This is a genomic window from Desulfobacter hydrogenophilus (genome assembly GCF_004319545.1).
GTDB classification, from domain to species: Bacteria; Desulfobacterota; Desulfobacteria; order Desulfobacterales; family Desulfobacteraceae; genus Desulfobacter; species Desulfobacter hydrogenophilus.
Genome location: NZ_CP036313.1, coordinates 3586137 through 3611232 on the forward strand (window position 1 = coordinate 3586137; position 25096 = coordinate 3611232).

At 43.6% G+C, this 25096-nt stretch carries 21 protein-coding genes; 7 read left to right on the forward strand and 14 right to left on the reverse strand.

What is annotated here, in order from left to right:
• Window positions 1-16: 16 nt before the first annotated feature.
• The gene (locus tag EYB58_RS15925; RefSeq protein WP_111954778.1) at window positions 17-1864 is read right to left on the reverse strand and encodes an acyl-CoA dehydrogenase family protein; all 1848 of its coding nucleotides are present in this window, start codon (window positions 1862-1864) and stop codon (window positions 17-19) included.
• A gap of 400 nt (window positions 1865-2264) precedes the next feature.
• Between EYB58_RS15925 and EYB58_RS15930 the strand changes: the two genes are divergently transcribed.
• Both EYB58_RS15930 and EYB58_RS15935 read left to right on the forward strand, forming a co-directional pair.
• Window positions 2265-3104: an MBL fold metallo-hydrolase gene (locus EYB58_RS15930; RefSeq protein WP_111954776.1), complete on the forward strand. Its 840-nt coding sequence runs from the start codon at window positions 2265-2267 to the stop codon at window positions 3102-3104.
• Window positions 3105-3143: 39 nt separating this feature from the next.
• Window positions 3144-4742, forward strand: coding sequence for an AmpG family muropeptide MFS transporter (locus tag EYB58_RS15935; protein ID WP_111954774.1), 1599 nt, complete (start codon window positions 3144-3146; stop codon window positions 4740-4742).
• Between the two features lie 41 nt (window positions 4743-4783).
• Here EYB58_RS15935 and EYB58_RS24805 read toward each other — a convergent pair whose 3' ends face one another.
• The 6 genes from EYB58_RS24805 to EYB58_RS15965 all read right to left on the reverse strand — a co-directional run bounded on the left by EYB58_RS24805 (window position 4784) and on the right by EYB58_RS15965 (window position 13979).
• The gene (locus tag EYB58_RS24805; RefSeq protein ID WP_207309066.1) at window positions 4784-5305 is read right to left on the reverse strand and encodes an IS1595 family transposase; all 522 of its coding nucleotides are present in this window, start codon (window positions 5303-5305) and stop codon (window positions 4784-4786) included.
• Between the two features lie 65 nt (window positions 5306-5370).
• Window positions 5371-5724 (reverse strand): IS1/IS1595 family N-terminal zinc-binding domain-containing protein, encoded by a 354-nt coding sequence (locus EYB58_RS23550; protein ID WP_207309067.1) that lies wholly within the window; start codon window positions 5722-5724, stop codon window positions 5371-5373.
• A 315-nt stretch (window positions 5725-6039) separates the two neighbouring features.
• Window positions 6040-8316 carry a 5-methyltetrahydropteroyltriglutamate--homocysteine S-methyltransferase gene (gene metE, locus EYB58_RS15945; RefSeq protein WP_111954772.1) on the reverse strand — a complete coding sequence of 759 codons (2277 nt, stop codon included), beginning with the start codon at window positions 8314-8316 and terminating at the stop codon, window positions 6040-6042.
• Window positions 8317-8520: 204 nt separating this feature from the next.
• Window positions 8521-9396: a LysR family transcriptional regulator gene (locus EYB58_RS15950; RefSeq protein ID WP_111954770.1), complete on the reverse strand. Its 876-nt coding sequence runs from the start codon at window positions 9394-9396 to the stop codon at window positions 8521-8523.
• A gap of 1628 nt (window positions 9397-11024) precedes the next feature.
• On the reverse strand, window positions 11025-12641 hold the full coding sequence (locus tag EYB58_RS15960) for an integrase catalytic domain-containing protein (RefSeq protein WP_111960835.1): 1617 nt from the start codon (window positions 12639-12641) through the stop codon (window positions 11025-11027).
• Window positions 12642-13424: 783 nt separating this feature from the next.
• A complete protein-coding gene (locus EYB58_RS15965) occupies window positions 13425-13979 on the reverse strand; it encodes a hypothetical protein (protein WP_111960853.1) in 555 nt (184 codons plus the stop codon).
• A 707-nt stretch (window positions 13980-14686) separates the two neighbouring features.
• Between EYB58_RS15965 and ltrA the strand changes: the two genes are divergently transcribed.
• Entirely contained in the window at window positions 14687-15973 is a 1287-nt protein-coding gene (ltrA, locus tag EYB58_RS15970) for a group II intron reverse transcriptase/maturase (RefSeq protein WP_242637401.1), read from the forward strand.
• 178 nt (window positions 15974-16151) lie between these two features.
• Here the strand turns inward: ltrA and EYB58_RS15975 are convergent, their stop codons facing one another.
• Window positions 16152-17450, reverse strand: a complete 1299-nt coding sequence (locus tag EYB58_RS15975; RefSeq protein ID WP_111960634.1) for a type II toxin-antitoxin system HipA family toxin — start codon at window positions 17448-17450, stop codon at window positions 16152-16154.
• On the reverse strand, window positions 17450-17770 hold the full coding sequence (locus EYB58_RS15980) for a helix-turn-helix domain-containing protein (protein ID WP_015906226.1): 321 nt from the start codon (window positions 17768-17770) through the stop codon (window positions 17450-17452). Before EYB58_RS15980 ends, EYB58_RS15975 begins: the two co-directional genes overlap by 1 nt.
• Before the next feature lie 339 nt (window positions 17771-18109).
• On the opposite strand from EYB58_RS15980, the gene EYB58_RS15985 reads away from it, so the two are divergent.
• Entirely contained in the window at window positions 18110-19114 is a 1005-nt protein-coding gene (locus EYB58_RS15985; protein ID WP_163354676.1) for an integrase core domain-containing protein, read from the forward strand.
• Window positions 19115-19472: 358 nt separating this feature from the next.
• On the opposite strand, the gene EYB58_RS15990 is transcribed toward EYB58_RS15985, so the two are convergent.
• From EYB58_RS15990 to EYB58_RS16000, 3 genes are all read right to left on the reverse strand, one after another.
• Window positions 19473-20489 (reverse strand): hypothetical protein, encoded by a 1017-nt coding sequence (locus EYB58_RS15990; protein WP_131072089.1) that lies wholly within the window; start codon window positions 20487-20489, stop codon window positions 19473-19475.
• Window positions 20490-20511: 22 nt separating this feature from the next.
• Window positions 20512-21429 carry a hypothetical protein gene (locus EYB58_RS15995; RefSeq protein ID WP_111960628.1) on the reverse strand — a complete coding sequence of 306 codons (918 nt, stop codon included), beginning with the start codon at window positions 21427-21429 and terminating at the stop codon, window positions 20512-20514.
• 746 nt (window positions 21430-22175) lie between these two features.
• Complete coding sequence (locus EYB58_RS16000; RefSeq protein ID WP_111960626.1) at window positions 22176-23003, reverse strand: hypothetical protein; 828 nt, start codon at window positions 23001-23003, stop codon at window positions 22176-22178.
• A 171-nt stretch (window positions 23004-23174) separates the two neighbouring features.
• Here EYB58_RS16000 and EYB58_RS16005 point away from each other — a divergent pair, with 171 nt between their 5' ends.
• Entirely contained in the window at window positions 23175-23420 is a 246-nt protein-coding gene (locus tag EYB58_RS16005; RefSeq protein WP_131072090.1) for a hypothetical protein, read from the forward strand.
• Here EYB58_RS16005 and EYB58_RS24810 read toward each other — a convergent pair.
• Window positions 23368-23571 (reverse strand): KTSC domain-containing protein, encoded by a 204-nt coding sequence (locus EYB58_RS24810; protein WP_111960624.1) that lies wholly within the window; start codon window positions 23569-23571, stop codon window positions 23368-23370. The two genes, EYB58_RS16005 and EYB58_RS24810, sit on opposite strands and share 53 nt — an antisense overlap.
• Window positions 23572-23627: 56 nt before the next feature.
• Here EYB58_RS24810 and EYB58_RS16015 point away from each other — a divergent pair, with 56 nt between their 5' ends.
• Window positions 23628-24332, forward strand: coding sequence for a BRO-N domain-containing protein (locus EYB58_RS16015; protein ID WP_111960622.1), 705 nt, complete (start codon window positions 23628-23630; stop codon window positions 24330-24332).
• A gap of 137 nt (window positions 24333-24469) precedes the next feature.
• Window positions 24470-24823 carry a hypothetical protein gene (locus EYB58_RS16020; RefSeq protein ID WP_131072091.1) on the forward strand — a complete coding sequence of 118 codons (354 nt, stop codon included), beginning with the start codon at window positions 24470-24472 and terminating at the stop codon, window positions 24821-24823.
• On the opposite strand, the gene EYB58_RS16025 is transcribed toward EYB58_RS16020, so the two are convergent.
• Window positions 24773-25030, reverse strand: a complete 258-nt coding sequence (locus EYB58_RS16025) for a hypothetical protein (RefSeq protein ID WP_111960620.1) — start codon at window positions 25028-25030, stop codon at window positions 24773-24775. The genes EYB58_RS16020 and EYB58_RS16025 overlap by 51 nt on opposite strands.
• Window positions 25031-25096: the final 66 nt, after the last annotated feature.

Below are 25096 nucleotides of genomic sequence, written 5' to 3' on the forward strand. Positions count from 1 at the left end.
TATACAGAAAACGAAATTATTTTGAGCCAAAGGATACATCCAGTATATCTTCCACACACGTATCCCCTTCAAGAATGGCATCCATCTTACCATAAGATCCGGGTAAAAGTGTATTAATAAAAAATCTGGCCGAGGCTATCTGTCCTGCATAAAAAGCGGCATCTTTATTTTTGCCCGCCTTGGCAGCCACAGCTTCGGGATCAAGGGAACCCGCTTTTTTAGCCAGTTTAGGCGCGGCAATGCAGGCACGCCACAGATGCATCCAGGCAAAGGAAATATCGCCTGTGATTTCCAGGAAAGGATGGGCAAAGGCATAGGCGTTGAGCGCCTTTTCAGACCTTGACCTTGCACCGAGCTCACCGGCAAGGATTTCAAACCGGGACAAGGCAAATTCCATCTTTTCGGCAAGCACCGTGACGCCTTCAATCCCTTTAGCCTCATCTATAGTTTTTTTAATTTGATCCAGGAAATAGGCAAAACTTTGGCCTTTGTTCATAGAGAGCTTGCGGCCCAGAAGATCCATGGCCTGAATGCCGTTGGTGCCTTCATAAATCATAAAAATTCTGGAATCACGCATGAGCTGCTCTGCGGGAAATTCCTTGCAGTATCCATACCCACCGTAAACCTGGACACCGTGGGAGCAGACTTCCAGGGCCTTATCCGTGATATAGCCTTTTACAATGGGGGTTAGCACCTCAATTAAAGCCGCGGTATCGGCCTTTAATGTCTCATCATCGGTGGTGTGAACAATGTCCTCGCATTTGGCATAGTAATAGTGCAGGGAGCGCATACCTTCGGTGTATACTTTCATGTTTAACAACTGGCGTTTAACATCCGGGTGGTTGATGATGGTTACGTTTTTGGCCGTGGCATCCTTGCCCGCTGTAAGATGCCGGCCCTGTACCCGGGTCCTGGCGTAATCCAGGGCGTTCATATAAGCAGCGGACGCCACGGCAAAGCCTTGCATACCCACAAACGCCCTGGATTCGTTCATCATTTTAAACATTTCGGGCATGCCCTTGTTTTCTTCGCCGAGAAGGGTGCCGATACAAGCTCCTTTGTCTCCCAAAGCCAGGGTGCAGGTGGCATTACCGTGAATGCCCATCTTTTCTTCGAGGCCCGTGCATACCACATTGTTGAATTCACCTAGGGAGCCGTCTTCATTGACCAGGTATTTGGGTACCAGGAACAATGAGATTCCCCGGGTACCGGCAGGTGCACCCTCAATACGGGCAAGGACCGGATGGATGATGTTATCGCAAAGATCGTGTTCGCCTGCAGAGATGAAAATCTTTGTGCCCTGGATTGTATAGGTGCCGTCATCATTTCGGGTAGCTGTGGTGGTCAAGGCCCCCACGTCGGAACCGGCTTCGGGTTCCGTCAGAAGCATGGTGCCGCCCCACTGGCCTGCAAACATTTTTTTCATGTACAGTTTTTTCTGGGTCTCATCACCAAAGGCTTCCACCAGCTTGGCTGCGCCGTGGGTCATGCCGTAATACAGCATAAAGGCCGAGTTGGCGCCCACCATATATTCCAGGGCTGCACACCCCACGGTTCTGGGCATGCCCTGGCCGCCCACATCCGGATCATCGCACATGGCCAGCCATTCACCTTCGCAAAACAGCTTCCACGCCCGCTTAAAGGATGCAGGCGTGGTCACTTTACCGTTCTCAAGGGTGCAGCCGATTTCATCCCCGTCCTTGAATGTGGGCAGGATTTCCTTAATGGCAAGGGTCCTTGCCTCCGAGACGATCAGGTCAATGGTCTTTTTATTAAATTCTTCAAATAACTCATGGTCAACCGTTCCAATTTGTTCATGCAATACAAAATCGACGTCGCGTCTGTCTGAGATTGCCTGTGCCATATTATCATTTCCTTTTTCAAACTATGTTTTATAAGAAAGTCTGTGTAATCTACACGGATCTTTCAACTTTTATTGTCGGCTGAACCTGGACGTTGATAAGGCCAGGTAAGCCCGGGACAGTTATATGGGTATGTGTTGCGCACAACAACATGCCAGCTTACGAAAAGCATGGTATATGTAGTATAAAAAATTTGATATTTCCAAATCTTTTTATAAAATAATTTACCTAAAATTCAAAAATTATTTTCTTATGCCGGCATTTATTAATACAACAAGGTTTTAATATGGTTGTTTTTTTGCTAAATTTGCTAAAATAATATTGGGTTTTGGCCCGATTTCATATGAGTCTAAAATATTAATTCTATAAACTAAATGTCTAATCAATGGATACAAAAGACGCATGCGAATAAAATGTTGGGGATCCAGGGGATCAATCTGTGTATCAGGGCAACAATATGTTAGATACGGCGGCGATACCACCTGTTTTGAAATCCAGGCGAATTCCGGTGAAATTGTGATCATTGACGCGGGTACCGGTATCCGCAGGCTTGGTAAGCGTCTGGTCCAAAAAAAAATTAAGACATGCTATCTGATTTTGACCCATACTCACTGGGATCACATTATTGGTCTGCCCTTTTTTCATCCTTTGCTTTATGCGGACACAACGGTTCACATCCAGAACCGTACCTTTGCCGGACTGACCACACGAAAGGTTATTGAACAGGTAATGTGTATGCCTTTTTTCCCCGTAGAATTAACTGCTTACAACGCCGACATCCGGTTTGATTCATCCTTGAACAATCGTTTTTCCATCGGCAGCCTGGATATTGAAACCATTCCCACCTCCCATTCCCAAAACAGCATGGGGTACAGGTTTACGGAAAATGGGAAAACATTTGTGTTTCTTACGGACAATGAACTGGGATATACCCATTCCCAGGGCAGAAGCGTCGAAGAATACATTGACTTCTCAAAGGATGCAGATGTACTGTTCCATGACACCGAATACACGGATGATGAATACTTGAAGAGGACCGGTTGGGGTCACTCCCGCCTGTCCGATGTTCTGGCGTTAAGCCGGAGAGCATCTGTGGGGCAGCTCGGCTTGATCCATATCAACCAGGACAGGACCGATGACCAGGTGGATGCCATGGTTGACCAGTGCCGTCGTTTTTTCAATGATAATCACCTTTCCACCTCCTGTTATGCCGTTTCGACGGATTTTGAAATCTTTTTATAGTACTCATGTAAAATTTGACGACACTTTTGGTTCTTAATTATGTTACGGAATATATTGTTTTTTTTACGTTTTCTGGATTCAAGCCTTCAACGTTTTTTCCCAAAAACATGGGAGACTGCCAAGAGTTTTGCCCACCCACGGGTGGTCACCATGCTTTTTTTCGGGTTCAGTGCAGGGCTGCCAATTCTGCTGATTTTTTCCTCCCTCTCCCTTTGGCTTCGTGAGGCAGGGGTAGAGCGCTCGGCTGTCACCTTTTTTTCTTGGGCTGCCCTGGGGTATTCCTTTAAATTTATCTGGGCGCCTTTGGTGGATCAGATGCCCATTCCTATGATGACACGGGTGCTTGGCCGGCGAAGGGCCTGGATACTTCTGGCCCAGATCTGCATTGCCGGATCAATTTTTGCCATGTCCATGATTGATCCGGCAAAAGGGCAAAATTATATGGTTCTTATGGCCCTGGCAGCTGTGGGCTTAGGCTTTTCTTCGGCTACCCAGGACATTGCCATTGATGCCTACCGCATTGAATCGGCCGGCGAAAGGCTCCAGGCCCTGATGGCTTCTATGTATATTGCCGGATATCGGATCGGGATGCTGGCCGCAGGTGCAGGTGCTTTGTTCCTGGCCCAAATTAAAGGCTCCTCACCGGGCGCGTATGATTACACGGCCTGGCGCACGGCCTACCAGATGATGGCTGGACTGATGATCATTGGTATGATCACGGTATTTGTGATTAAAGAACCTGAAGTAACGGCCAAAGACGTAAATCGAGGTCGAATCACGGATCATGCCCGGTTTTTTATTCTTTTTTTAGTCTCCGCCGTGGCTTTTGTGGGATGGTTCTATTTTTCATCCGAAATTGCAGCAACATTAAAAGAACAGGTGGTCTTTATCGTAAAAAGCCCATCAGCCGCCGGATTTATAATTGCGACAGCGCGGCTTTGCGCGGGTATCGGCGTTGCGCTTATAGCTGCAAGGGTAATGGTGGCCTTAAAGGTGGCGGACATGGAGATGATTCGATCCGCCTATATTGAGCCTGTGTCGGATTTTTTTTCCCGATACGGTGCAAGTTTAGCCTGGCTGCTTCTTGCGCTTATCGGGCTGTACCGAATTTCGGATATTGTTTTAGGTGTTATTTCCAATGTCTTTTACCAGGATATGGGATTTTCAAAAATTCATATCGCAAGTATCGTAAAAACATTTGGGCTGTTCATGACTATTGCCGGCGGTTTTTTAGGGGGCACCCTGTCCATCCAGTTTGGGGTGATGCGCATTCTTTTTGCCGGGGCATTACTGTCGGCGCTTACAAACCTTTTGTTTGTTCTAATGGCCTGGACCGGTCCGGCCCTGCCCATGCTTTATCTTGTCATTTCTGCGGATAACCTGGCAGGTGGTTTAGCAGGCGCTGCATTTGTGGCCTTTCTATCCAGCCTGACCAATGTTAGGTTTACCGCCATTCAATATGCCGTATTTTCGTCATTAATGACCCTTGTGCCAAAGGTATTTTCTGGATATTCCGGGACCATGGTAGACCAACTGGGATACCCTGTATTTTTTACCGTAACCGCCGTGATGGGTATCCCGGTTCTAATCTTAATTTTGATCTGCGGGACTCGACTGCAAGTTAAGGACCGCAGATGAAATTCAGCAATTTTAAATGGCTCATGTTGCGTTTCAAGGTCTTATTTGACCAAAAGTTCGACAAGCGAATGGAGCAAGGCCTTTCCTCGCTTGCCAGCGTTATGAACGAACTCAAAAAAACCAAGATAAAAAGGGAGCCTCTCCTGTGAAATTCCTCGGTGTGGACGCAACCAACCTCGTAGCAGAGACCAGAAGCCTTCCATCGTATTTACATGGACTTCATGGAACCCGTCTCCATCCTCGTCTCTGGCGTATTCTCCTCCCCCGTGATTCACGCTCTTATGCTCGTACCCCCATTCGGTTAGTCGAGCATAGATCCCGTATTCATCAGTATAAATCAAAGTCCCTGGCGAAACGACCGACTTTATCAAGGGCTCTATCGTTACCTGGCGAACATTGGTAAGCATCTGAATTACCACCAGGCCGCATCCCTGAATCATTCCGAAAACGGGTGGTTTCTCTTTTTCCAATGTACCCCGACCACGGGCACCCCTTAAACGATTCCGACGACCTTCCCGTCCTTTTTGGGCTACTGCTTCTGGATTTCCTTTATGCCCTGACACAATGTAGACCTCATCGCACTCAACTTCGCCTTCGAGGGTTACTGGTGGTTTTTTTTACCACGCTTTCACGAAGTTGAGTGGTCATCTTTTGCACATCTGTGCGGTCCAGGTCCAGTTCTTGGGCAATCTGCCTGTTGGACAAGTTCAGTCCCATAAAATAGAGGCAACAATATCCATACTTTGAGTGGTTGATGATGTCCGGCAAAAATGGTGCCCGTCAGATCATCGAAGCGTTTGCCACAATCTTTACATTCATAGCGCTGTTTGGCAGGTTCTTTTTCATTGAATCCTCTTTTGATTACTCGCTTGGAATCACAAAACGGACATTGGCATCCTTGGCACCCTTCCGGCCAGCGCAATTCCCGAACAGTTTCATAACATTGTCTATCATCAATCAGCGTCTTTATGTTTACCTGCATCAGTTGGGGTCCTATGGTGAATTGAGTCAAAAAATTTATCCTCTACCATTATACGACCCTGAAACGCAACATGAGCCTATTTTTTATGTAACACAGCATCATCTCCCCCGGAATTTTGGAATTCTTGAGGCTATGTCCCCTTTATTTGTTGAGACTAATGCCAGACAACGACGAAACAACTGTAAGGAAGGCTTCAAAAGCTGCTTTAATAGGCATTGATACTCTAAAGAGGAACCCTTTAACCATCCACTTTAATTGACTTTCAATAGTTAAAGGGAACATAGCCATTCTTGATGATAAGAAGGCCTGCTTTTGTCAGGCCGTTGCAGCAGCGCGCAGCACTTTGGCTGCCTCCACCAAATTTTTCAAAGATTCCTTTGTCTCCGGCCAGGACCGGGTTTTTAGGCCGCAGTCCGGGTTGATCCACAGCCGTTCCCGGGGAATCCGTTTGGCTGCTTCCTTCATGTTGGTCACAATGAAATCTACGGATGGTACGTTGGGAGAGTGGATATCATACACCCCCGGACCGATTTCGTTGGGATAGGCGGTTTCGTCAAAGGCGTTCAATATCTCCATGTTCGAACGTGATGCCTCAATGGTGATGACATCGGCATCCATGCGTGTGATGGCATCAATGATATCGTTGAATTCCGAATAGCACATATGGGTATGAAGCTGGGTCTCGTCTTTGACCCCATTGGCGGCAATCCGGAATGCCTCCACTGCCCAGTTCAGATATTCCTCCCACTGATTTTTACGCAGAGGCAGTCCTTCCCTTAAGGCTGCTTCATCTATCTGGATAATGGAAACACCGGCCTTTTCAAGATCCAGTACCTCGTCACGGATCGCAAGAGCGATCTGGCGGCAGGTGTCGGCCCGGCTTTGGTCGTCCCGGACAAAGGACCAGTTTAAAATGGTTACAGGGCCTGTGAGCATCCCTTTGACCGGTTTTTCTGACAAGGACTGGGCATAGACGATCCACATCACGGTCATAGGTTGGGGCCTGGACACGTCACCAAAAAGAATGGGCGGCTTAACGCAACGGGAGCCGTAGGACTGCACCCAGCCATAGCGGCTGAAGGCAAAGCCGTCCAACCGCTCGCCAAAATACTCCACCATATCGTTACGTTCGGCTTCGCCATGGACCAGCACATCCAGGCCGGTCTCTTCCTGAAATTCAATGGTGCTTTTCATCTGGTCCCGAATGCCGGTAGTGTAGTCATTCAGTCCGATCTGTCCTCGTTTGAATTTAAGGCGCAATGAACGGATCTCTTTGGTTTGGGGAAAGGAACCAATGGTGGTGGTGGGGTAAAGGGGCAGATTGAGTTTCTCTTTATGACGTTTGGCACGTTCCGGGTAGGGCAGATTGCGTTCTCCCCAACTGTCATCCACCTGGGCCAGACGGGCTTGGACCCCCGGATTGTGAATCCGTGGGGATTTTTTGCGGTTTTCCAATGCCTTTGCGTTCTCTTCCAGGGCCGCAGCCACTATTGTTCTACCCTGGTTTAATGCCTTGGCCAGAAGATCCAATTCAACCAGTTTCTGCCGGGCAAAGGCCATCCAGCTTAAAAGTTCGGTATCCAGTCCGGTCTCTATTTCCAGATCCACAGGCACATGGAGCATGGAACAGGAGGGGGCCAGCCACAGCCGGTCGCCAAGCTGGTCGTGGATGGGTGTCAGTTGATCCAAAAGGGTGTTTAAATCCGTTTTCCAGATATTTCTTCCGTCAATCACCCCCAAGGACAAGACCATATGTTCGGGCAAGCGAGAAACCAAATCCGGTACCTGGTCTTTTCCCCGCACCGCGTCAACATGAAGGGCCTGAACCGGCAGTGACAGGGCCAGATCCAGGTTATCGTCAAGGGGACCAAAATAGGTGGCCAGCATGATCTTGACAGATTCGTTCGCCAACGCCTGGTAGGTTTGTTTCAGCATGTGTTTCCAGTCATTATCCAAATCCGTGACCAGCAACGGTTCATCTATCTGCACCCACTCGACATCCCGGGCGGCCAGCCGATTCAACAGGCCAACATACTCCGGCAGCAATTTTTTCAGCAGGGTTTTCTTATCAAAATTTTCTGCCTTGCCTAAAAAAAGATAGGTCACGGGGCCTAACACAACCGGTTTGGGGTTTACACCTGCCTTTTGCGCCTCTTGTACCTGGTCCAATAGAGATCCATCATCCAGGCAAAATTCGGTGGATGGATCAAATTCCGGGACAATGTAGTGATAGTTGGTGTCAAACCACTTGGTCATTTCTCCGGCTGAAATCTGGTTGTCTTCCCCATCGCCTGCGGACTGTCCCCGGGCTGTGCGGAAATACCGGTCCAATGTTGATCCGCCGGTCTTCTGTGCCCGGGCAGGGATATTGCCCAGCATCCAGCTGGTGTCCAAAACATGGTCATAAAATGAAAAATCGCCCACGGGCACATAATCAAGCTCTTTTTGGCACTCCCAATTGTTTTTTCGAAGGTGGGCACCGGTTTCAAGCAGTTCGTTTTGGGACGTTTCGCCCCGCCAGTAAGATTCCAATGCGTGTTTGAGTTCCCGGTTGTCACCGATGCGGGGGAACCCCAGATTGTGGGTTTTCATGCTGTCAATTTTCCTTTTTTCAATGATTGAAAATAATTTTAATGTCCTCTAACTGTTTAAATCCACGGTATAGATCATAACCTTTTGAAATATTGGTCAGATATTATTAGTGGTGTTATAGTTGGCAAGAATATAAAGGAAGTGAACGCATGATGAAAAATGATATATTTTTAGGTAATCATAAAAATATATCATGGGTTTTTGCTATCCGGCAAGGGCGATAAATCCTTGGATATAATCGGTTGTGCTGTCTTGGTCCCGGATTCCCGCACTGATCTCTTTCCAGATGCCGCCTGGACCGATGGGAACTGCTTTTAATCCAAATCTTTCTTGACTGTCTTCCACAAGCCAGCGCGGCAGTGCTGTGATCCCCCGGCCCGAAGCCACCATTTGGAGGATGATATCCGTAGTTTCAATGGTTTTATGGTGTTGGGGACGACATTGGGCCGGAATAAGACACCGGGTGAAAATATCCAGACGTTCCAAGGGGACGGGGTAGGTGATCAGCACCTGATCCAGCAAATCTTCGGCAAGAATGTGATCGCGCTGGGCCAGGGAATGGCTTTGGGGGACAGCTAACACATGTTCATACTCAAAGAGGGGCGTAAAGGACAGGTTTTTTGTTTTTACAGGATCCGGGGTGATGAGCAGGTCAATTTCAAAATCCAGCAGCGCCTGTATCCCGTCAAATTGAAATTCCTGTTTAACATCAAGTTCCACATCCGTCCACTGGGTAAGATATTCGGCAACAATAGTTGAAAACCAGCGGTAGCATGGGTGGCACTCCATTCCGATACAGAGCATCCCCCTTTTGCCCTGTGCATATTGCTCAAGCATCTTCTCGGCCTGGGCAAATTGGGGCAGTATTTTACGGGAAACCTCCAGTAAATATCGGCCTGACCGGGTCAGGCGCAACCCTCGGCCGTCTTTTTGCCAGAGCCGGGTGCTTATACTGGATTCAAGTTTTTTCATGGTGTGGGTCAGGGCCGGCTGGGTCAGGCAAAGGGCTTGGGCTGCGGCTGTCAAGGTTCCCTTTCGGTCAATTTCGTTCAATATGGATAGATGAATCCGATCAATCATAAATATTCCATGGGTAAAATCGTTTAAATAAGAATTATAAAACTAACTTAACTTAAGTTTCGCTTGTTTGAATTTGGGTTTCAGTAGTTTTGGATGCAATTATCCGATTTTTTACTTTGGCCAATTTTGACCAGGTTATGAAGTATCAAACAAGTATTGGTGAGTGTAGCATTTTTCCGGCACATCCAGAATCGATAAAATATCTTTTTGTGTCTCGGTCAGCTTGGAGACAAAATATTGCCGGCTTCCATCATGTGAAATGGGGTCAACCCTAACGTTGCATTAAATAAGCACCATTAAATAGGAAGAAGGCTGCTATCATTATGGGAAACCATTTTTTCAGAATAATTCAGGACCTCACCAAAAGTGAAGTCCTGGAAATTGCTCAAAAAACCTGGAAAAGCTTGATTGGGAAGGGTCATAGTGATGAACGTCAATTATAATTCCCGCCGTATTGCCTCATGAATAAATCATACCATACCTGATTTGTTGCCTCACGAATAATGTTACCGACAAGAGGGTATTATTTCTGGGTTATTATTCAATTTTTAACATACTGACTTCTGTATTAAAATCAAACTTTTTTATTACGTTGCCTTTTTGTATTTTCAGGTTGATATGAAGTGGACCCAATGTCAAGACCGATTTTGACTTTTTTTAAGTTACATTTTTCTATAATCCTTTGTCAAATTTGATGATAACGACCTTCTTTCTTGCCAGATTACCCTTGCTATTTTGATTTCTATCCCGCTATCTCGTGTTTCAGCAGCTTTTTTCCTTCAAATCCCACGCCCCTAAAAAGGGATAAGCGGAGCGAGTCAATGTTTTTTTCGGAGGGTCCGAAAATCTTTTTTTCCTTCCAGGGCTTTTTTCGGTGAAGTATGATTTTGGTTAAACCATGGCATTTGTAAGCGGCCAAGGGAAAAAGATTTTTGGAAACCGAAAAAAACATTGACTCGTGTAGTGCTCCCTTAAAAAAGGGGCTGGTATTTGAAGGTAAAAAGCATATTAAACCAAGCCTTTCTGTTTTGACCTGGGCCTAATCCGGAGCGCAGCGGAGTCCAGTTGCTTTCAGATTCTAAATCTGAAACCCCCGGTAGGGTCCCCCTGAAGGGGTCGCACCATAGTGCGAAACAAATATTCCGTAGGGCTGCCAAGGGTATCAGTCTTTCTTCATTTTTCTGGTTGATACTTAAAACCGGCTTCAATCAATATAGATTCCAAAACTATCCCAACCTCACCTCTTCTTTTGAGCTCATCAAGCATCTACTGCTGAATTCGAGCGTTCACGCGAACTCGCTTTAGATGTGCCGGCAACTTCGGTTTTAGTTTTCCTCTATATCCGCCACGCATATCCTCTCCTTTTTAATATAAATGCTTCAAGAGTGTCGCCAATTCAGCGCTTTAGATAACTGTAATACGCTTTACAAAAAAAATAGGTGATTTTTGCATAAAAAATGACAGTTTATCATCCCTTTGATATTAAAGGGGATTTTCCACTAAGCCGGCCCTGTCATGTGTTACGATGATGCTTTCTGATGGTACAGGATGAATATCATCATCTTTTTTTTTCATTATTTTAGCACCATAGCACTGACATTGTTTATATAGTTCCAAACGTACCGTTATTATACAGTAAGCTTTCCCTTTTCCATTTTTTGGGTATCCACTGTTATAGCTTTGAGGTCCCCGATTCTGGTATCTTCAGCCAAAGGATTACGTTTTAAAAGATTATCATCATATGTAATAATGGCTTTTTCCCTCCAGGCTTTGACCCGCCGCTGTAAAGTCCTCAGCTGCCCCTTTGTGTATTGTCCTGGATATTTTTCCTGAAGTTTTGAAAGCATTGATTTGGCGGTCTTTTCAGGATCATTCTCCAACCATGAACAGACCTCATCCCAAGCATCTTCAAAAGGATCCTTCCTGGTTCGCCACCAGTGCTTGGCACGCGGTTTTTCCGTTTTCCTATACTGCCTCCTTTTTATAATGCCAGGTTCTAAAATCAAATTGTCATTGTTTTTTTCAGTAGGCTCTTCCGTAGTTAATGGTAATTTAAAACCGTATAGAGGCTGCCTATCTTCATTTTTACCGGAGGAAGGTTGTTTCGCCAAAGTTACATGTTTCCACAGCGCATCCTGTAAAAACTGAATTTGCTTTAACAGAAGAACCGGATCCAAAGAATAGTTTACCAATTCCAGCTTTTCATTTGTTTCCTTTTGGATCTGGACGGCTTGTTTCAACCTTTGAAATGGGGTTTGTGCAGCATCATATGTTTTCTTTATTTTGCTGTTATCTCGCCATTTTTTTTTCAGCTTCATTGAAGGTTGGAAGAAATTCACATAAAGGCGTACTGCCCGATATAACTCAGAGAGTTGCATATAAGCATGGTGACCTTCAAAACGATCGTACCCGACTATCTGCCTTACAACTATTCCGTTTTTCTGCTCAACATAACACTGATCGTTTTTCTTATATGCTCTTCCCCTGGTAAAAGTTATCTTTTCTTTTTCGCAATAACGGATCAATTCAGTATTGATGAACTCAGTTCCGTTATCAGTATCAATCCCTAATATTGGAAAAGGTATCAATTCCTGGGCTTTATCCAAAGCATGAATAACAGCAGAACCACTGCGGTATGGTAGAGCAATACACTCGACCCAACCTGTGGCGATATCTGTCAAAACCAATGTATAAAGAAATTCTCCTTCCATGCTCCAGCCACAATGTGCTACCAGGTCAGCCTCAAAAAAACCAGGCTCATCTTCCTCCCAATCAGTAAATGTTCTTATCGGAATCTGATGTTTAAGAAGTTTTCCGGGTTTGGTTGTACTCATATTCAGGCCATTGTTTCTTATTGGTTTTAAAATTCGGTCAATCGTTGCGGGGCTTATTGAAATAAGTTGAGAACGGGTTTCGTCGTTAAGTTCAAGGTGTCCGTAACGTTCCAAAGTCGGCACCAGATCCTTCAAAAACGGGGCAAGCCTTTTTGAGGCGATATAGTTTGAAGCCGCCCAGGCAATTTTCAATGCTTCTTGAACGTCACTGTTATAAATTCTTGGCCGTGGCTTTTTAATTCTTCTCACAACCGGTAACTCTTTTAAAGACAGTAACCGGATTGCATATTTACGCGAGTATCCAGTTGCTAAAATGAATTCGTTCAAAATAACTGATTTGTGCTTCTTATTTTCTTCCCTATATCGGGGAGCAACATTTGCCAACAATTCTCTTTTTGCTTGAAAACTCATTAGTGACCTCACAATCTACCCTCCACATATTTTTATAATCTGTTTTGGGTAACATTATTCGTGAGGCAATAGATACAGTGCGGTTACATTTTGTGCGATTCAATGCGAGGGGAAAAAATAATTGTCGTTGATCAGTTTCAGTAGTTTTGGATGCAATTATCCGATTTTTTACTTTGGCCAATTTTGACCAGGTTATGAAGTATCAAACAAGTATTGGTGAGTGTAGCATTTTTCCGGCACATCCAGAATCGATAAAATATCTTTTTGTGTCTCGGTCAGCTTGGAGACAAAATATTGCCGGCTTCCATCATGTGAAATGGGGTCAACCCTAACGTTGCATTAAATAAGCACCATTAAATAGGAAGAAGGCTGCTATCATTATGGGAAACCATTTTTTCAGAATAATTCAGGACCTCACCAAAAGTGAAGTCCTGGAAATTGCTCAAAAAACCTGGAAAAGCTTGATTGGGAAGGGTCATAGGCTTATTTACTAACTTTTTTATGCAACGTTAGGGTCAAGTCGACTTTTGACTTTTATTGATCAATTCGGTCAATTTATCCAGTTGACGAACAAGATCACGGTCTTTTCTCAATTGTATTCTCATGCAGAAAATCGGGGTCTGTCCCCTATTTTCTTTAATGCCAAGAAATAGTCCCAGTATGTATCTTCCATCTCATTCTCCAACGGTTGAACTGAATTTGCCTGGGATTTGAGCCCTCCAAACACAGTGTTTCTAAGTTTTTTAATGAGGCAGTAACCCCAGATCAGCTCCAGCGAATAGGTTATATTTTTTTGTATTCAAGTTCCCGAGTACCTTCGGGTGTTGTGTTTGTTTTTACGAAACCAGCCCGTAATAAAATTTTACACATACTTTCAGAAGCAAAATAGCATCGTGCGTATAAAGTTGTTTGTTTTTGGCAAAGTGTTTTAAAAAAATTAATAAGGTTTGTTCCGTGCCCAAATCCTTGGCTTTCTTTTTTAATACTTGCCATTAACAATTCAATTTCATCGAACCCGCTGCCTTCATATTTTTCCATTATTAGGAAAAAACCGATATTTCCATCTTTGTTATTCCCATACATCCAGAGTTGTCCCCATTTTGTTTCGACCTCTTTTGCACTTAGGCTTGTTGCGGGATATCCATTAACTAATCCCAATAACATGTTACGATATTTGTTTTGTTCATCAGGAATTAAGATAGCTTCTATAAAATGCCTTTTTTTTGCTCCTTCAACAATTTGTTCAATAACAAAATCAATATCCTTTTCCTCTGCCTTGTGTATTCCACAACGCTTAATCCTTATTTTGTTTTTCCACTTATTTAGACAGTTGATCATAATTTTAAAATATAATCGCGGTACTGGACGAAGTCAGCACCGCGATTCACGGCGGCGGAGCCGCCGTGAACACGAAAATCACCGGTTTATCCGGTGCATTTTTTTGTGTACGCCCGGCACGGGCGTGAACTTATGGGGTGCAAGTCCCCTATACGTGAATCCTGTTGATGCATACAGCATTAACAGAAGTATTAGCCGAAAACAAGGGCGGAACCGCGAGGGACCGTCTGAAGGAAGTTGGAGTGCAAAACTATGAGCCGACGAACAGAAACAGCATATAAGGCCTGGTCTCCGGGTAAGCCAGCACAACATGTCGAAGCCCAGGATTCAGGAGACAGGGTAAATGCTGCGGTTGTGTAGTGACAGTTCACGTTCTTATCCGGGGAGATCTGTCCTGCATGCGGTGGATCCCTTTGCAATAATCCCCGGCACGGACCTTACCGGGATACCAAGGTCCAGGCACCTCCGGCTGTTGTCGACGGAGGTGAGATACGAATAATAGGCAACACATGCAAAGAGGAATCTTTACTGCGCCTTGCCGGGTAACCGGTAGAGTGACGGGACAGAAGTCAGCAGACGTCATAGTAGCCAACGCCGGGAGTAATGTCCCGGACAGGGTGAAGGACCGAACATTAAGAGAAAAGGAGGTGTTCATGAGCTTTGTGCGTACAATGAATCCGAATGGAGGAGTAGTGTACAGGCGCGTCATGAAAGAACCATTTTCAAATGATCAACTACTGGAACGTATTCTTTCGACAGAAAATATCCATCAGGCCTGGAAACAGGTGCGTGCTAACAAAGGTGCTTGCGGAATCGACGGTGTAACTGTCGAACAATTCCCGGGAACCTTCCGTGAGTTATGGCCGCAGATACGTTTAGACTTATTTGAAGGGACATATGTTCCTTCTCCTGTTCTCAGGGTGGAAATACCGAAACCGGACGGCAGTAAACGTCCTCTTGGTATTCCCATAGTGCTGGATCGAATTATCCAGCAAGCGATAGCACAGGTCTTAGGGTTAATATTTGACCCGCTGTTTTCGGAGTCAAGTTGCGGCTTCAGGCCTGGACGGTCAGCCCATAATGGGGTCCGGCAGGTAAAACAATACATAGGACAGGGCTGTACTGTAGCCGTTGATACCGATTTGTCGAAATTTTTCGATAAAGTGAATCACGATGTCCTTATGGTTAGAGTATCCCGCCGGATAAAAGATAAGCGTGTTCTCAAGCTTATCGGTAAATATCTCAGGGCTGGCGTTATGGTCAAAGACCGTCTCCAGGCGACACCAACCGGTGTTCCCCAGGGCGGTCCACTTTCACCGTTGCTCGCTAATATCCTTCTTGATGATCTTGACAAGGAACTGGAAAGGCGCGGTCACCATTTTGTCCGGTATGCAGATGATTTCATCATTATGGTGAAGAGTCTGAGTGCCGGGAATAGGGTGATGGCAAGTATCCGAAGGTTTCTTGAACAGAAGCTTCGGCTCAAAGTCAATGAGAAGAAAAGCAAAGTAGCACCAGTGGAAGAGTGCGGCTTTCTTGGTTTTGTGTTTATAAACGGCAAAATCAGGTGGAGTGATAAATCCTTTCTGGAATTTAAGCGGCGGTTACGCCTGTTTACCGGAAGAAGTTGGTTTGTCTCCATGGAGTACCGATACAAGAAGTTAGCGGAATATATCCGGGGCTGGATGAATTATTACGGGATATCGGAATACTACCGACCTATTCCGGGAATAGATGAATGGCTCCGCCGACGGATGCGGATGTGCTACTGGAAACAATGGCGGTATACCCGTACCAAAATCCGAAATCTTCTCAAATTGGGTACTTACAAAAGAGAGGCCATTTCGACATCACTTAGCCGAAGAGGGCCATGGCATATGTCCAGAACCAGAGCAACACAAGCCGGTATGACCAATAAATGGCTGTCTGAACAAGGATTAATATCTGTCAAAGATCAGTGGGTGAAAATTCATTACCCGGCTACGGCCCGGTAAACTTGGTGAACCGCCCTATGCGGACCCGCTTGTGGGGTGGTGTGGGGGCTGGGGGGGAGAAAAACCCCCGGCTACCCGATTGGGAATCGGCATTGATCCAAGATACTGAAATTTCGTTATATACAGGCAGAATATTATAATTTTATGGTCGTCCCATTAATCACACTCGCCAATGAAATTATGTGCTTTCATCTGCCACTCGGAAAGCGCTTTTCATTACGCTTAATTCACGAGATGGTATACTTAGTCTTTTTGCCATGTTCGGCCAAGATCTTACAACAGTGGTTATTTCCTGAATGATCTCATTTGCACGATCCTTGCCTACACGGAAATAAGGGGCAATGCTTAACACAAGATCAAGGTCCTGGCTGTTATCTTCTTTTGAGATATTAAGAGCTAATCCGCCACCGGTTGCAACAGGGTTGATATCATAAGCAGGTGAGAGTGCCCATCCTCTATCCGTCAGCATAAAGCCATGATTTCGCAAATGATCATCAGTATTGGATACGCATACATAAAAGACGATCCGCCGCCAAAGCTGTCCCAAATCCTCATTGGCTTGTGCACCATTGCGGACAAGAAAATCTGCAAGATCCAAATAGCTGACACCTGTATCCCCTCCATCACCATCTTTTTTGCCAAGAAGCGTCATGGCTGAGGCAAAGTGTAGGCGCTCACCTTTTTCTGTCCGATCAAATCGCTTTGTGAGGAAGGTATCATATTCTCCTGAGAAATGTCGGATATCGGAATGTGCCATTACAATACCTGCTTTTTTCGCCAATTGACAAACAAGGTATTCCCATTTACCAACGTTGATTTCATCGCGGAGAGAAGGGAATTTGGCAATCCATGGATGACTATTCTCGTCTAATACACTCGCTTTGGGGCGTGCCCCACCAAGTGACCCTCCAGGGGCAATAAGCATTTTCAGCCACTTCATATAGTCCTTGTCGTTTTCAGCATCATCCTGCTCTAACTGCAAGCTGGCATATTCCAAATCCCGTAATTTTGTCCATGGCGGTGCAGCCATATCTTCTTGATTGTCTAAAAAAGGCTCATCATCTCCCAGGCGAAAGCGTAGAGCCCCCATGCGATGACCATCATAGACGCCAAGTAAATAATCTGACTCAAGAAGTGGACGCACATTTCTTTCTTCTGCTCTCGCTTGTTGAGCCTCTCTGCGTTGCATTAAAACACGGCCCCAGCGATCTGGAGAAGAATCCAGAAACAAACCAAAATTATCATGCCCGTCGCGAGCATATTGCGGGCCTGAGAATAGCATTAAACCAGGGTCAAGAACTTGTGCATGCGAAGACTTGAGCCAAGCAGGATAGTATTCAAAAGAAAAAATCTCTTTTCCTCTTGAAGGGGCGGCATAAAGTGTTCCCATCAGAATAGGATTTTCCAACCCCTGCCAATGAGCGCAAACTTGAATGGATTTTCTTGCTGAGCCTTTTGTATGTCGTTTTACAGCCATTACTTCTTCCTCTTAGCGACACGCTCAGTTGTATGAGTCAATTCAGCATCTTGTAAGCGCCGCCCCAAAGGATCGTCTCCGGCAAGTCGTAATAAATCCTTTTCAAGGCCGAGACAAAAAAGAACATTAGCATAAATAGCCATTGTGACACTGCTTTCACCATTCTCAACTTTTCTTAAGGTTACACGACTAATACCTGCACGCTCTGCCAGCATGGTCGCAGTAATTTTGCGGCGTAAGCGCGCAAGTTTGATGTTTTCTCCGACCGTCGATAGAAGATCTTCCAGTGTAGGTGAGATTATCACTCTTTTTTTTGCCATCTTTTCCAAACCTCAATGGTTAATATAATATTCAAAAATTGATCTATTGTATATTATATTAACCATTGAGACAAGATGCATTCTTGCGCTCGGTACTCGTTGTTTGGAGTAAAAGGGACGTTGTTGTCCTGTGGTTTGCCAATATAGGATCATACCACAATACCAGCGCATTGCAGGTTTTTCAAATTTTATTGTCAATCGCAAATGAACCTGATATTCAGTTATGTTTCTTGCTGAAGATTAAATAAGGAGCACATAATGTATCGGGCGTTTATCCGGCTGTTGACTTTTCAGTTCACAATAATTCAGATCCTGTTCAAATCAAAAGATAACCTTATTTTGGAAACCATAGAACTGCGGCAGCAATTAATGATTTACCAAACAAAGAAAGAAGACTCAAAAAATATCACAGATCTAACCCGTTCGTTGTTAGTCGCATTAAAAAGGACCTGGCCCAAATGGATGGATGCACTGATAATCGTTAAACCCGAAACTGTTATTGACTGGCAAAGGCGGCGTTTCAGAAAATATTGGACCAAAAAGTCAGCTAAACATAAAAAACTTGGTAGGCCATCAATAAAACTGGAAATCCGTCAGCATATAAAAAAAATGGCAATTGAAAACTTTACCTGGGGTGCTCCCAGAATGTATTCTGAGTTTTTGAAACTTGGCTATACTAAAAATCAGATTTCTCAAAGAACCATATCTCGATATCTTAAAAAGATTAGACCCGATGACCTGGATAAGACCAAGGGGAAAAGACAACAATGGAAAGTGTTTTTAAAAAATCATCGCGAGCACATAATGGGTATGGATTTCTTTACCGTCCCAACCATTAGCTTCAAGACTCTTTATGTGTTTTTCATTATTGATCATGCGAGGAGAAAAATCGTTCATTTCAATGTTACTGAGCATCCTACAGCAGAGTGGGTAGTTCAGCAGTTGAAAAATGCATTTCCTTTTGACAGCGCTCCAAAGTATTTGATCTTTGACCGGGATTTAATCTTTTCTGTCCGGGTAAAACAGTTCATAAAGGATATGGGTATAAAACCAAAAGTCATAAGTTACAAATGTCCTTGGCAAAATGGTGTGTCTGAACGCTTTGTCCTTTCGGTTAGAAATGATATGTTAAATCAAATGATCATCTTTAACGAAGAACATTTGAGGGACTTTATGAACCAATATTTTGAATATTACAACAATGAAAGATGCCATTTGGCAGTAGGGCGGGATTCTCCAAACGGACGAGAAATCCAAAACAAACCATTTAAATCTGCAAAAATAATTTCTTCTCCCAGAATCGGTGGATTACATCATATGTATAGATGGAATAAAGCTGCTTAATCTGATTTTCCGAGAACGAAAATTTGACAATTAAAATTTTTTGTATATTTGCGTCCTGTATTTTAAATTTTGTCGTATCGTCAAGGCTTAATTAAATCCTGTTATTAAAATTTAATCAGATTCAAAAAATTAGAGCTGGCTTAAACAGAAGCTTAAGATCAAATTACCATGCATTTTCTCCCTGATTCATTTTTGGCGAACCACATATTATCGGGTAATTTGCCAGCCCGCCCCCGTGTGTCCAATGTGAACGACCTAAATCACCGGCGTGCCCGGTGGATTTGACTTGTTTGACACCCATTAAAAGGTAGCTTAACTTTTGATTACAGTTTTTTGGGGTCATTTGTTGTGCCAAACTTCATTGTATATATTTTTTTACCCAACGGTAACGTTCAGGGTCATTTTCGTAAAGGAATATGGCCAAATCTTTACGTTTAGATTTATCTAATCTCATAAAGATACTTCGGAGGTCATCATCTACTGATTTTTCAGTAGCACCCCGTTCGATAGCCTTTTTATACCATGACTGGCCTTCATCATAATTGCCTATTTCAATATTAACAGCACCTAATAGAGTACACGGCCGAAAATCTTTTGGTGTAAGAAGATGAGCTTGACTACCAAGAGAAAGCGCCTCGTCTAAATTTCGTAAGTCTCTTTTTACTCCACCAAATGTAGTGTTGAATGCTGACTTTATTTTTTTTGATTTAAATTTATCAGTATTAATCTTGATTAAGATTAAGTTTGCTTTTTTTGATTGATTACATTTTCGAAAATGGCTACTTGCGTTTATTATATCCCAGGGATTTTTTGTTCTTATAAATTTTGATGAATAATATTCCGCTTCATTAGAATGATATTTTTCCCTTAATCTTTGTGTATAATAACCTGCATGAAATCCTTTGCGTGTTACCATAAGCCATGCAATTTCATCTTGATTTAGTCTTGAACCATGATCTAATTTTTCGATCATATGCTTAAGTTTATTAATGTCACCATGATTAATGAAAGAAATAGAAAGGTCATACTTTTTTAAAATTTTGTTAATTATTTTTCGTTTTTTATTTTTTTCAGCATTAATGGCTGCTTGTTTGATCTGTTTCTTCTTGATTTGGTCAGCTTCTAATTTACGTTTGCTCTGTTCCGCAATAGCCGCTTCAGAAAACTCTTTAAGGGATATTTGCTTACAAGCGTATTTTAAAAGACTTCTCAGTTGTTTTTTTTCCAGGCAATCTTTGGTGACTTCAGGTACAAAATCTGGAGCAACTTCCATGCGATTAATAAAATTTGCAAGAAAGGATCCTGGTATTGAAGATTCTGGTATATCGTCGATATAATATTTAACGGCTAATTGTTTTAATTTATTTTGGTTCATTTTTTTATGTTTAACGCCGCATTCAGCGGCTTGTCCGCTGCAATGCTTTGTTAGCCTTTTTGTGCTTTCGGTTTATAAAGTAGAGCCGAATATTGCTCAATATAGTTAGTAATTTCCCAACAACAACATAAAAGAACCAGCTGTAATGTTTTGCTTCAACCACTTTTTCAAAGTCGTGCCCGTAATTTTTCTTTCTTAACTCATCTGCATCAACAACTTCCACATCAACACACTTAATATTTCCATTAATTGCTTGATCTGTTAAAAATTCTTCAAGTTTTTCACGCGAAGAAAGTGACTCTTCAGTAAGTCTAAACTTTTCGAACCGAGGATAGTTATAATCACTGGGGTATACGGGTACTGTTTTTTTATAACCATCTTCGGTCAGCAGCCTCGCCAGATACTTAACCTCTGAACCATAATATCCTGTACTTTCCTTAGGGCGCATAGGTAAGACAGAAGCTGTCATGTGGTTATCAAAAAAGTCAAAAATTGGGTCCCATCTTTTTATCCATTCTTTCACCACATATTTTCCGTGAGAAGTAGATAAAACTAGATGTTTTTTGACTTTGCTTGACCCAAGAAGCTCATTAAGTTTAATACGATTCATATTCACACAGTAGAAATCTACAGGGTCATAATGACTCGAATACGACTCATAAGGCTTTAAAATTTTAGGGTCGTGCTCAAAATCGTCAAGTTCAATATAATAGTTAGCACCGACCCTCAAAAACACCTTAAATATGATTACTGATCTGTCTTTGAAATTCTCTAGGGTGACGCTGTTAACATATTTATCTTCGGCGTAAGCGCTTGAGCTAATAGAAAACTGCCCCTTTATATGCGTTCCCGACTTTCGCCAGTAATTCCTAACCACAAAATACAACGCAATTAGCGGAACAGCTAAGCCAATAAACGGAAGAAAATCTTTAAAATTCAATCCATGCTCCCATGAGGCTAACTAAAAGCGTTTTATCATATAGTCCCGCCCACAGAAAAGGCACGACAATTAGATCCACCAAAATCTTTTGGTAATGCTGAACCGGTTGTTTCAACGAGCGGGATTATTGATAAAACGTTGTTGAACAGAGCCGGTGGTCAGGGCCGGTAACGAGTGTTTTCACTATGGGGTTTATATCGATTGCTGGCAGACTGTGCAAGGATAATTTGGTGTGATTTTGATGGTAAATGCTCAACGATTCGGTTTTGAACTGCTGCATATATTCTGCTCTACGGATATAGGCGGTACTTGTTTGTATTGTGCCGGGTTTTCGACGCACCTCATGGGTATGGCCTGAAGCCATTGCCTTTGCCACAAGTTGTTTTAGATCAAAGATTAGGGTCAAGAAGTATCCCAGGCAGCCACCTTTTTATTTGGGACAATATAGCCAATATATACCGGCAGCAACTCGTAAAGTCTTGTCAGGCGGCCTTTTGAAGGGAGTTGAGATAACTAAGGGGTAAAAGTTGAGATAACTGGGATTGCCCGGGAATATACGGGGTTAAATGGGATCGATTTTGACTTCATTTTCAAAGATTTTTTGAAAATGGTTTTTTACAAGATTTTGTGTGGTGGTATTAGAAATCACCACGACCTTTCACAGGATAATTTGACTCGTGAACACCACACCAAAATACTGTGGATTGACGTCGAAGTTTATAGCTCCCTTATAATAAGGTAAAAGGTCAATCAATTTCAAACCCGATCAGGTGGTATTTTGAGATAGTGGTTTCGCCCAGGGCATTCACTTCCACTTCCTTGTGGGTTCTGGCGGTTACGCGCTGAGATTTGAAATTTTCCAAACATTCATCAAGTATGTCTGGGGTGGCTACAAATGGTTTGGCGATAGATTCGTTATCATAGAAAACATCAATTGAGCCCAGCAGAGATCTTTTATTAAACCTGGTGATATTGCATTCAATGGTTGTTATTTCTGTCTCGATTTCGACTTTTGACGGGAGTGGGTAGGTATTGCAATTGCCGTCATCAAACAAAATATGCTCTTTCGGACTCGATATAGTGATCATATTCGCATAGTTCTCTTTGATAAGCTGAGCCAATGAATAGAAGCCTTTGTGAATAACGGATGCTGCAGTCAGCACGTCGGATGTCGTGGTAACCTGGTCACCCTGAACAATATTTATTATTGCACCAGGGGAATTGTTTATTTCAATGTTCATGGGCTTCTCCGTGCTCTTGAAGTGCTTTGAGGCTATCCCGATTAGATCATATCCAGATTTATAAAGCAACCAGGTGTAATTAAAAATCTGTGGTGCCAGGGGAGCGAAGGCTGTAGCTATTTCCGTAACAAGGCAAATATTTATAGAGCCTGGGGAGACTGCGGTCAACTTGACCCTTGGAGATAAAAGGGTTGTGGATAATTCATACTTTTGGGCTGATATTTTGAGGCATTGAGTGTATGTGGATTCATACTTAGCAAGCATGGTGATTAGGCTTTTGATATCAGATGATTTCTCAAAATGGTTGCCTTCTGCATGGATCTTAATTTCCATTGATCTTAGCTCCCCTATTTTGCGTTAACGGGTTAGAAATATTTATGTTTCCCTGTGCCATCTCGGTATAATTTTAAAGGCGCAGCCTGTTATGGGTTTTTATTGACTTATATGCTATTCTCATGTGGCAGTCATCGCTTGATGAGTTGAATTTTTAAATAGGAGATAAGCATGGTATCGCATCAGCAAATTAATCTTAAAAAAATAAAAAGTTCATTGATCTCAATTGGCATGGCGCTGCATGCAAGCCACGGCCTTCTTGCCACGGACGACCCTTCTGCAAAAGAGGAGGATGCCCAGTGGGAGTCCTGGCGTATTGATCATTCCAAAGAAGTGTCAGCTTTGGAGTTTATAGAGTCTCTTTTCAGTGACACCGATACTTGTCCTTTATGTGGGAATCGTAAAAACGACCTTTAGATAATGCTGAAAGAAAGCTTTCAAACACGTTTTGAGGCACACGGCAGTAATCATAGGTTGCTCCCTGGTTGAACCGTATTTTCATTTTTTGTGAAGAGGGATCATAGCCTATAGCTGATATGGCACTCGAATTTACCCGGGTCATTTCCATGGTGGAACTCCTTTTTTAATAATTTTAAAAAGATTGATTTTTAAAGGGCTGATAATATGATGGATATAGTTCCTTTTCGGTTTCAAGGCATCACGCTCCAGGAGGCCTGCTGGATGGACGGCAAGCCGTTTTTTACCCGCCGGGCTGTCGGAGAGTGGCTGGAGTATTCACAGCCGGACTCAGCGATAAAGCACATTGTAACCCGCAACCCTCATATCGAGGATGACCGGTGGTCAACACTTGTCAAATTGACAAGTGTTGAAGGCGATCGAGATGTGCTCAGGGAACTTCGCGTTTACGACCCCATAGGTTTTCAGCTCATCGTTTTTGAGTCCAGGCAGCCCAGGGCTATCAAGTACAAGATTGCTGTGGCCAATCTTGCCTGGGCTTTTATGAACGGATCGATCAAACCGTCCGAATGGTCCAGTAAGGGAGATCTGATATCTTCCAGTCGTCAGATCCACTCCCTCAAGCCTTGTATAAAGCGTGGTGAGCTGGTGCGGGACCTGGCTCAGCGGGAAGGGATCAGCAAGCAAACGGCTTACCGTATGATTGGACGGGTTACCGGTAAGCGGATGCGGCAAAGTATCCGTTGTGACAGAGGTAAAACCAGATATCCAAAAGAGCAGGCACAGGTCTTTCATTACATCAAAAGGCATCCCAAAGCGGGCGGAACCGAGATCCGCAACGCTTTGGGCCTGACGGTTTCCGCCACCCTGATCAATGCCTGGCTACGGAATAAACATAAAATAAATCCTTAATGCATGGCTTATTATCATTTTACGGCTGAAGTTGTGAAAACGGTTATGACAACCAAATGTGCCGATAACTTGTCAATATTACAAAATATGTGTTAATGAATATGAATAATTTTAACCAAACCTTCCTGGAGGAAAAAATGGACAACTCAACGGCAGAAGAAATTATAGTTCGGCTCAAGGGACTAAGGGCAGATATGGACTACGTTGGGGAACAGCTGGTGTATACCCAAGCCATCCTTGGCTCATTCCATCCGGACCCAGTGCTCAGAGACCACTGTCAGAATTGTTTAAAGATTGCCGTTGAAGCGTGCTACTCAGAGGCAAGCATTAAACGGATTCGAGATCAATACCCCGTGATTGATCGTACCGATTTTTTAAGGAATTTGCTTGCCGAGGCAATACAAAAACTTGATACAGTAGCTATAAAGGAACAGGATCCGTCATTCAAGGAGTTGGTTGACGATTGCGGCGCCATCCCCAGTGAGGCCTAAAAAACCGCCGAGTCCTTTGTTGATATACCCAATTTTTATAAGGTACTCGGCGTTGTTTTTAACCTCATACCTGTCATAGCCGAGCGATTTTGCTATATGCTCGATCCGTGACAGGTGTTTTGTTTTTTCAGATTTTCTTTTTTCGGACACCTCAATTAATATTTCGTTGCACATATCTTCATCAAAAGGTCCATTCGGATCAAACATAAAACCCTCCTTAAGTAATTTACGCTCCCATCTCCAGATAAAAGAATAAAAATTAGCAATTAATCA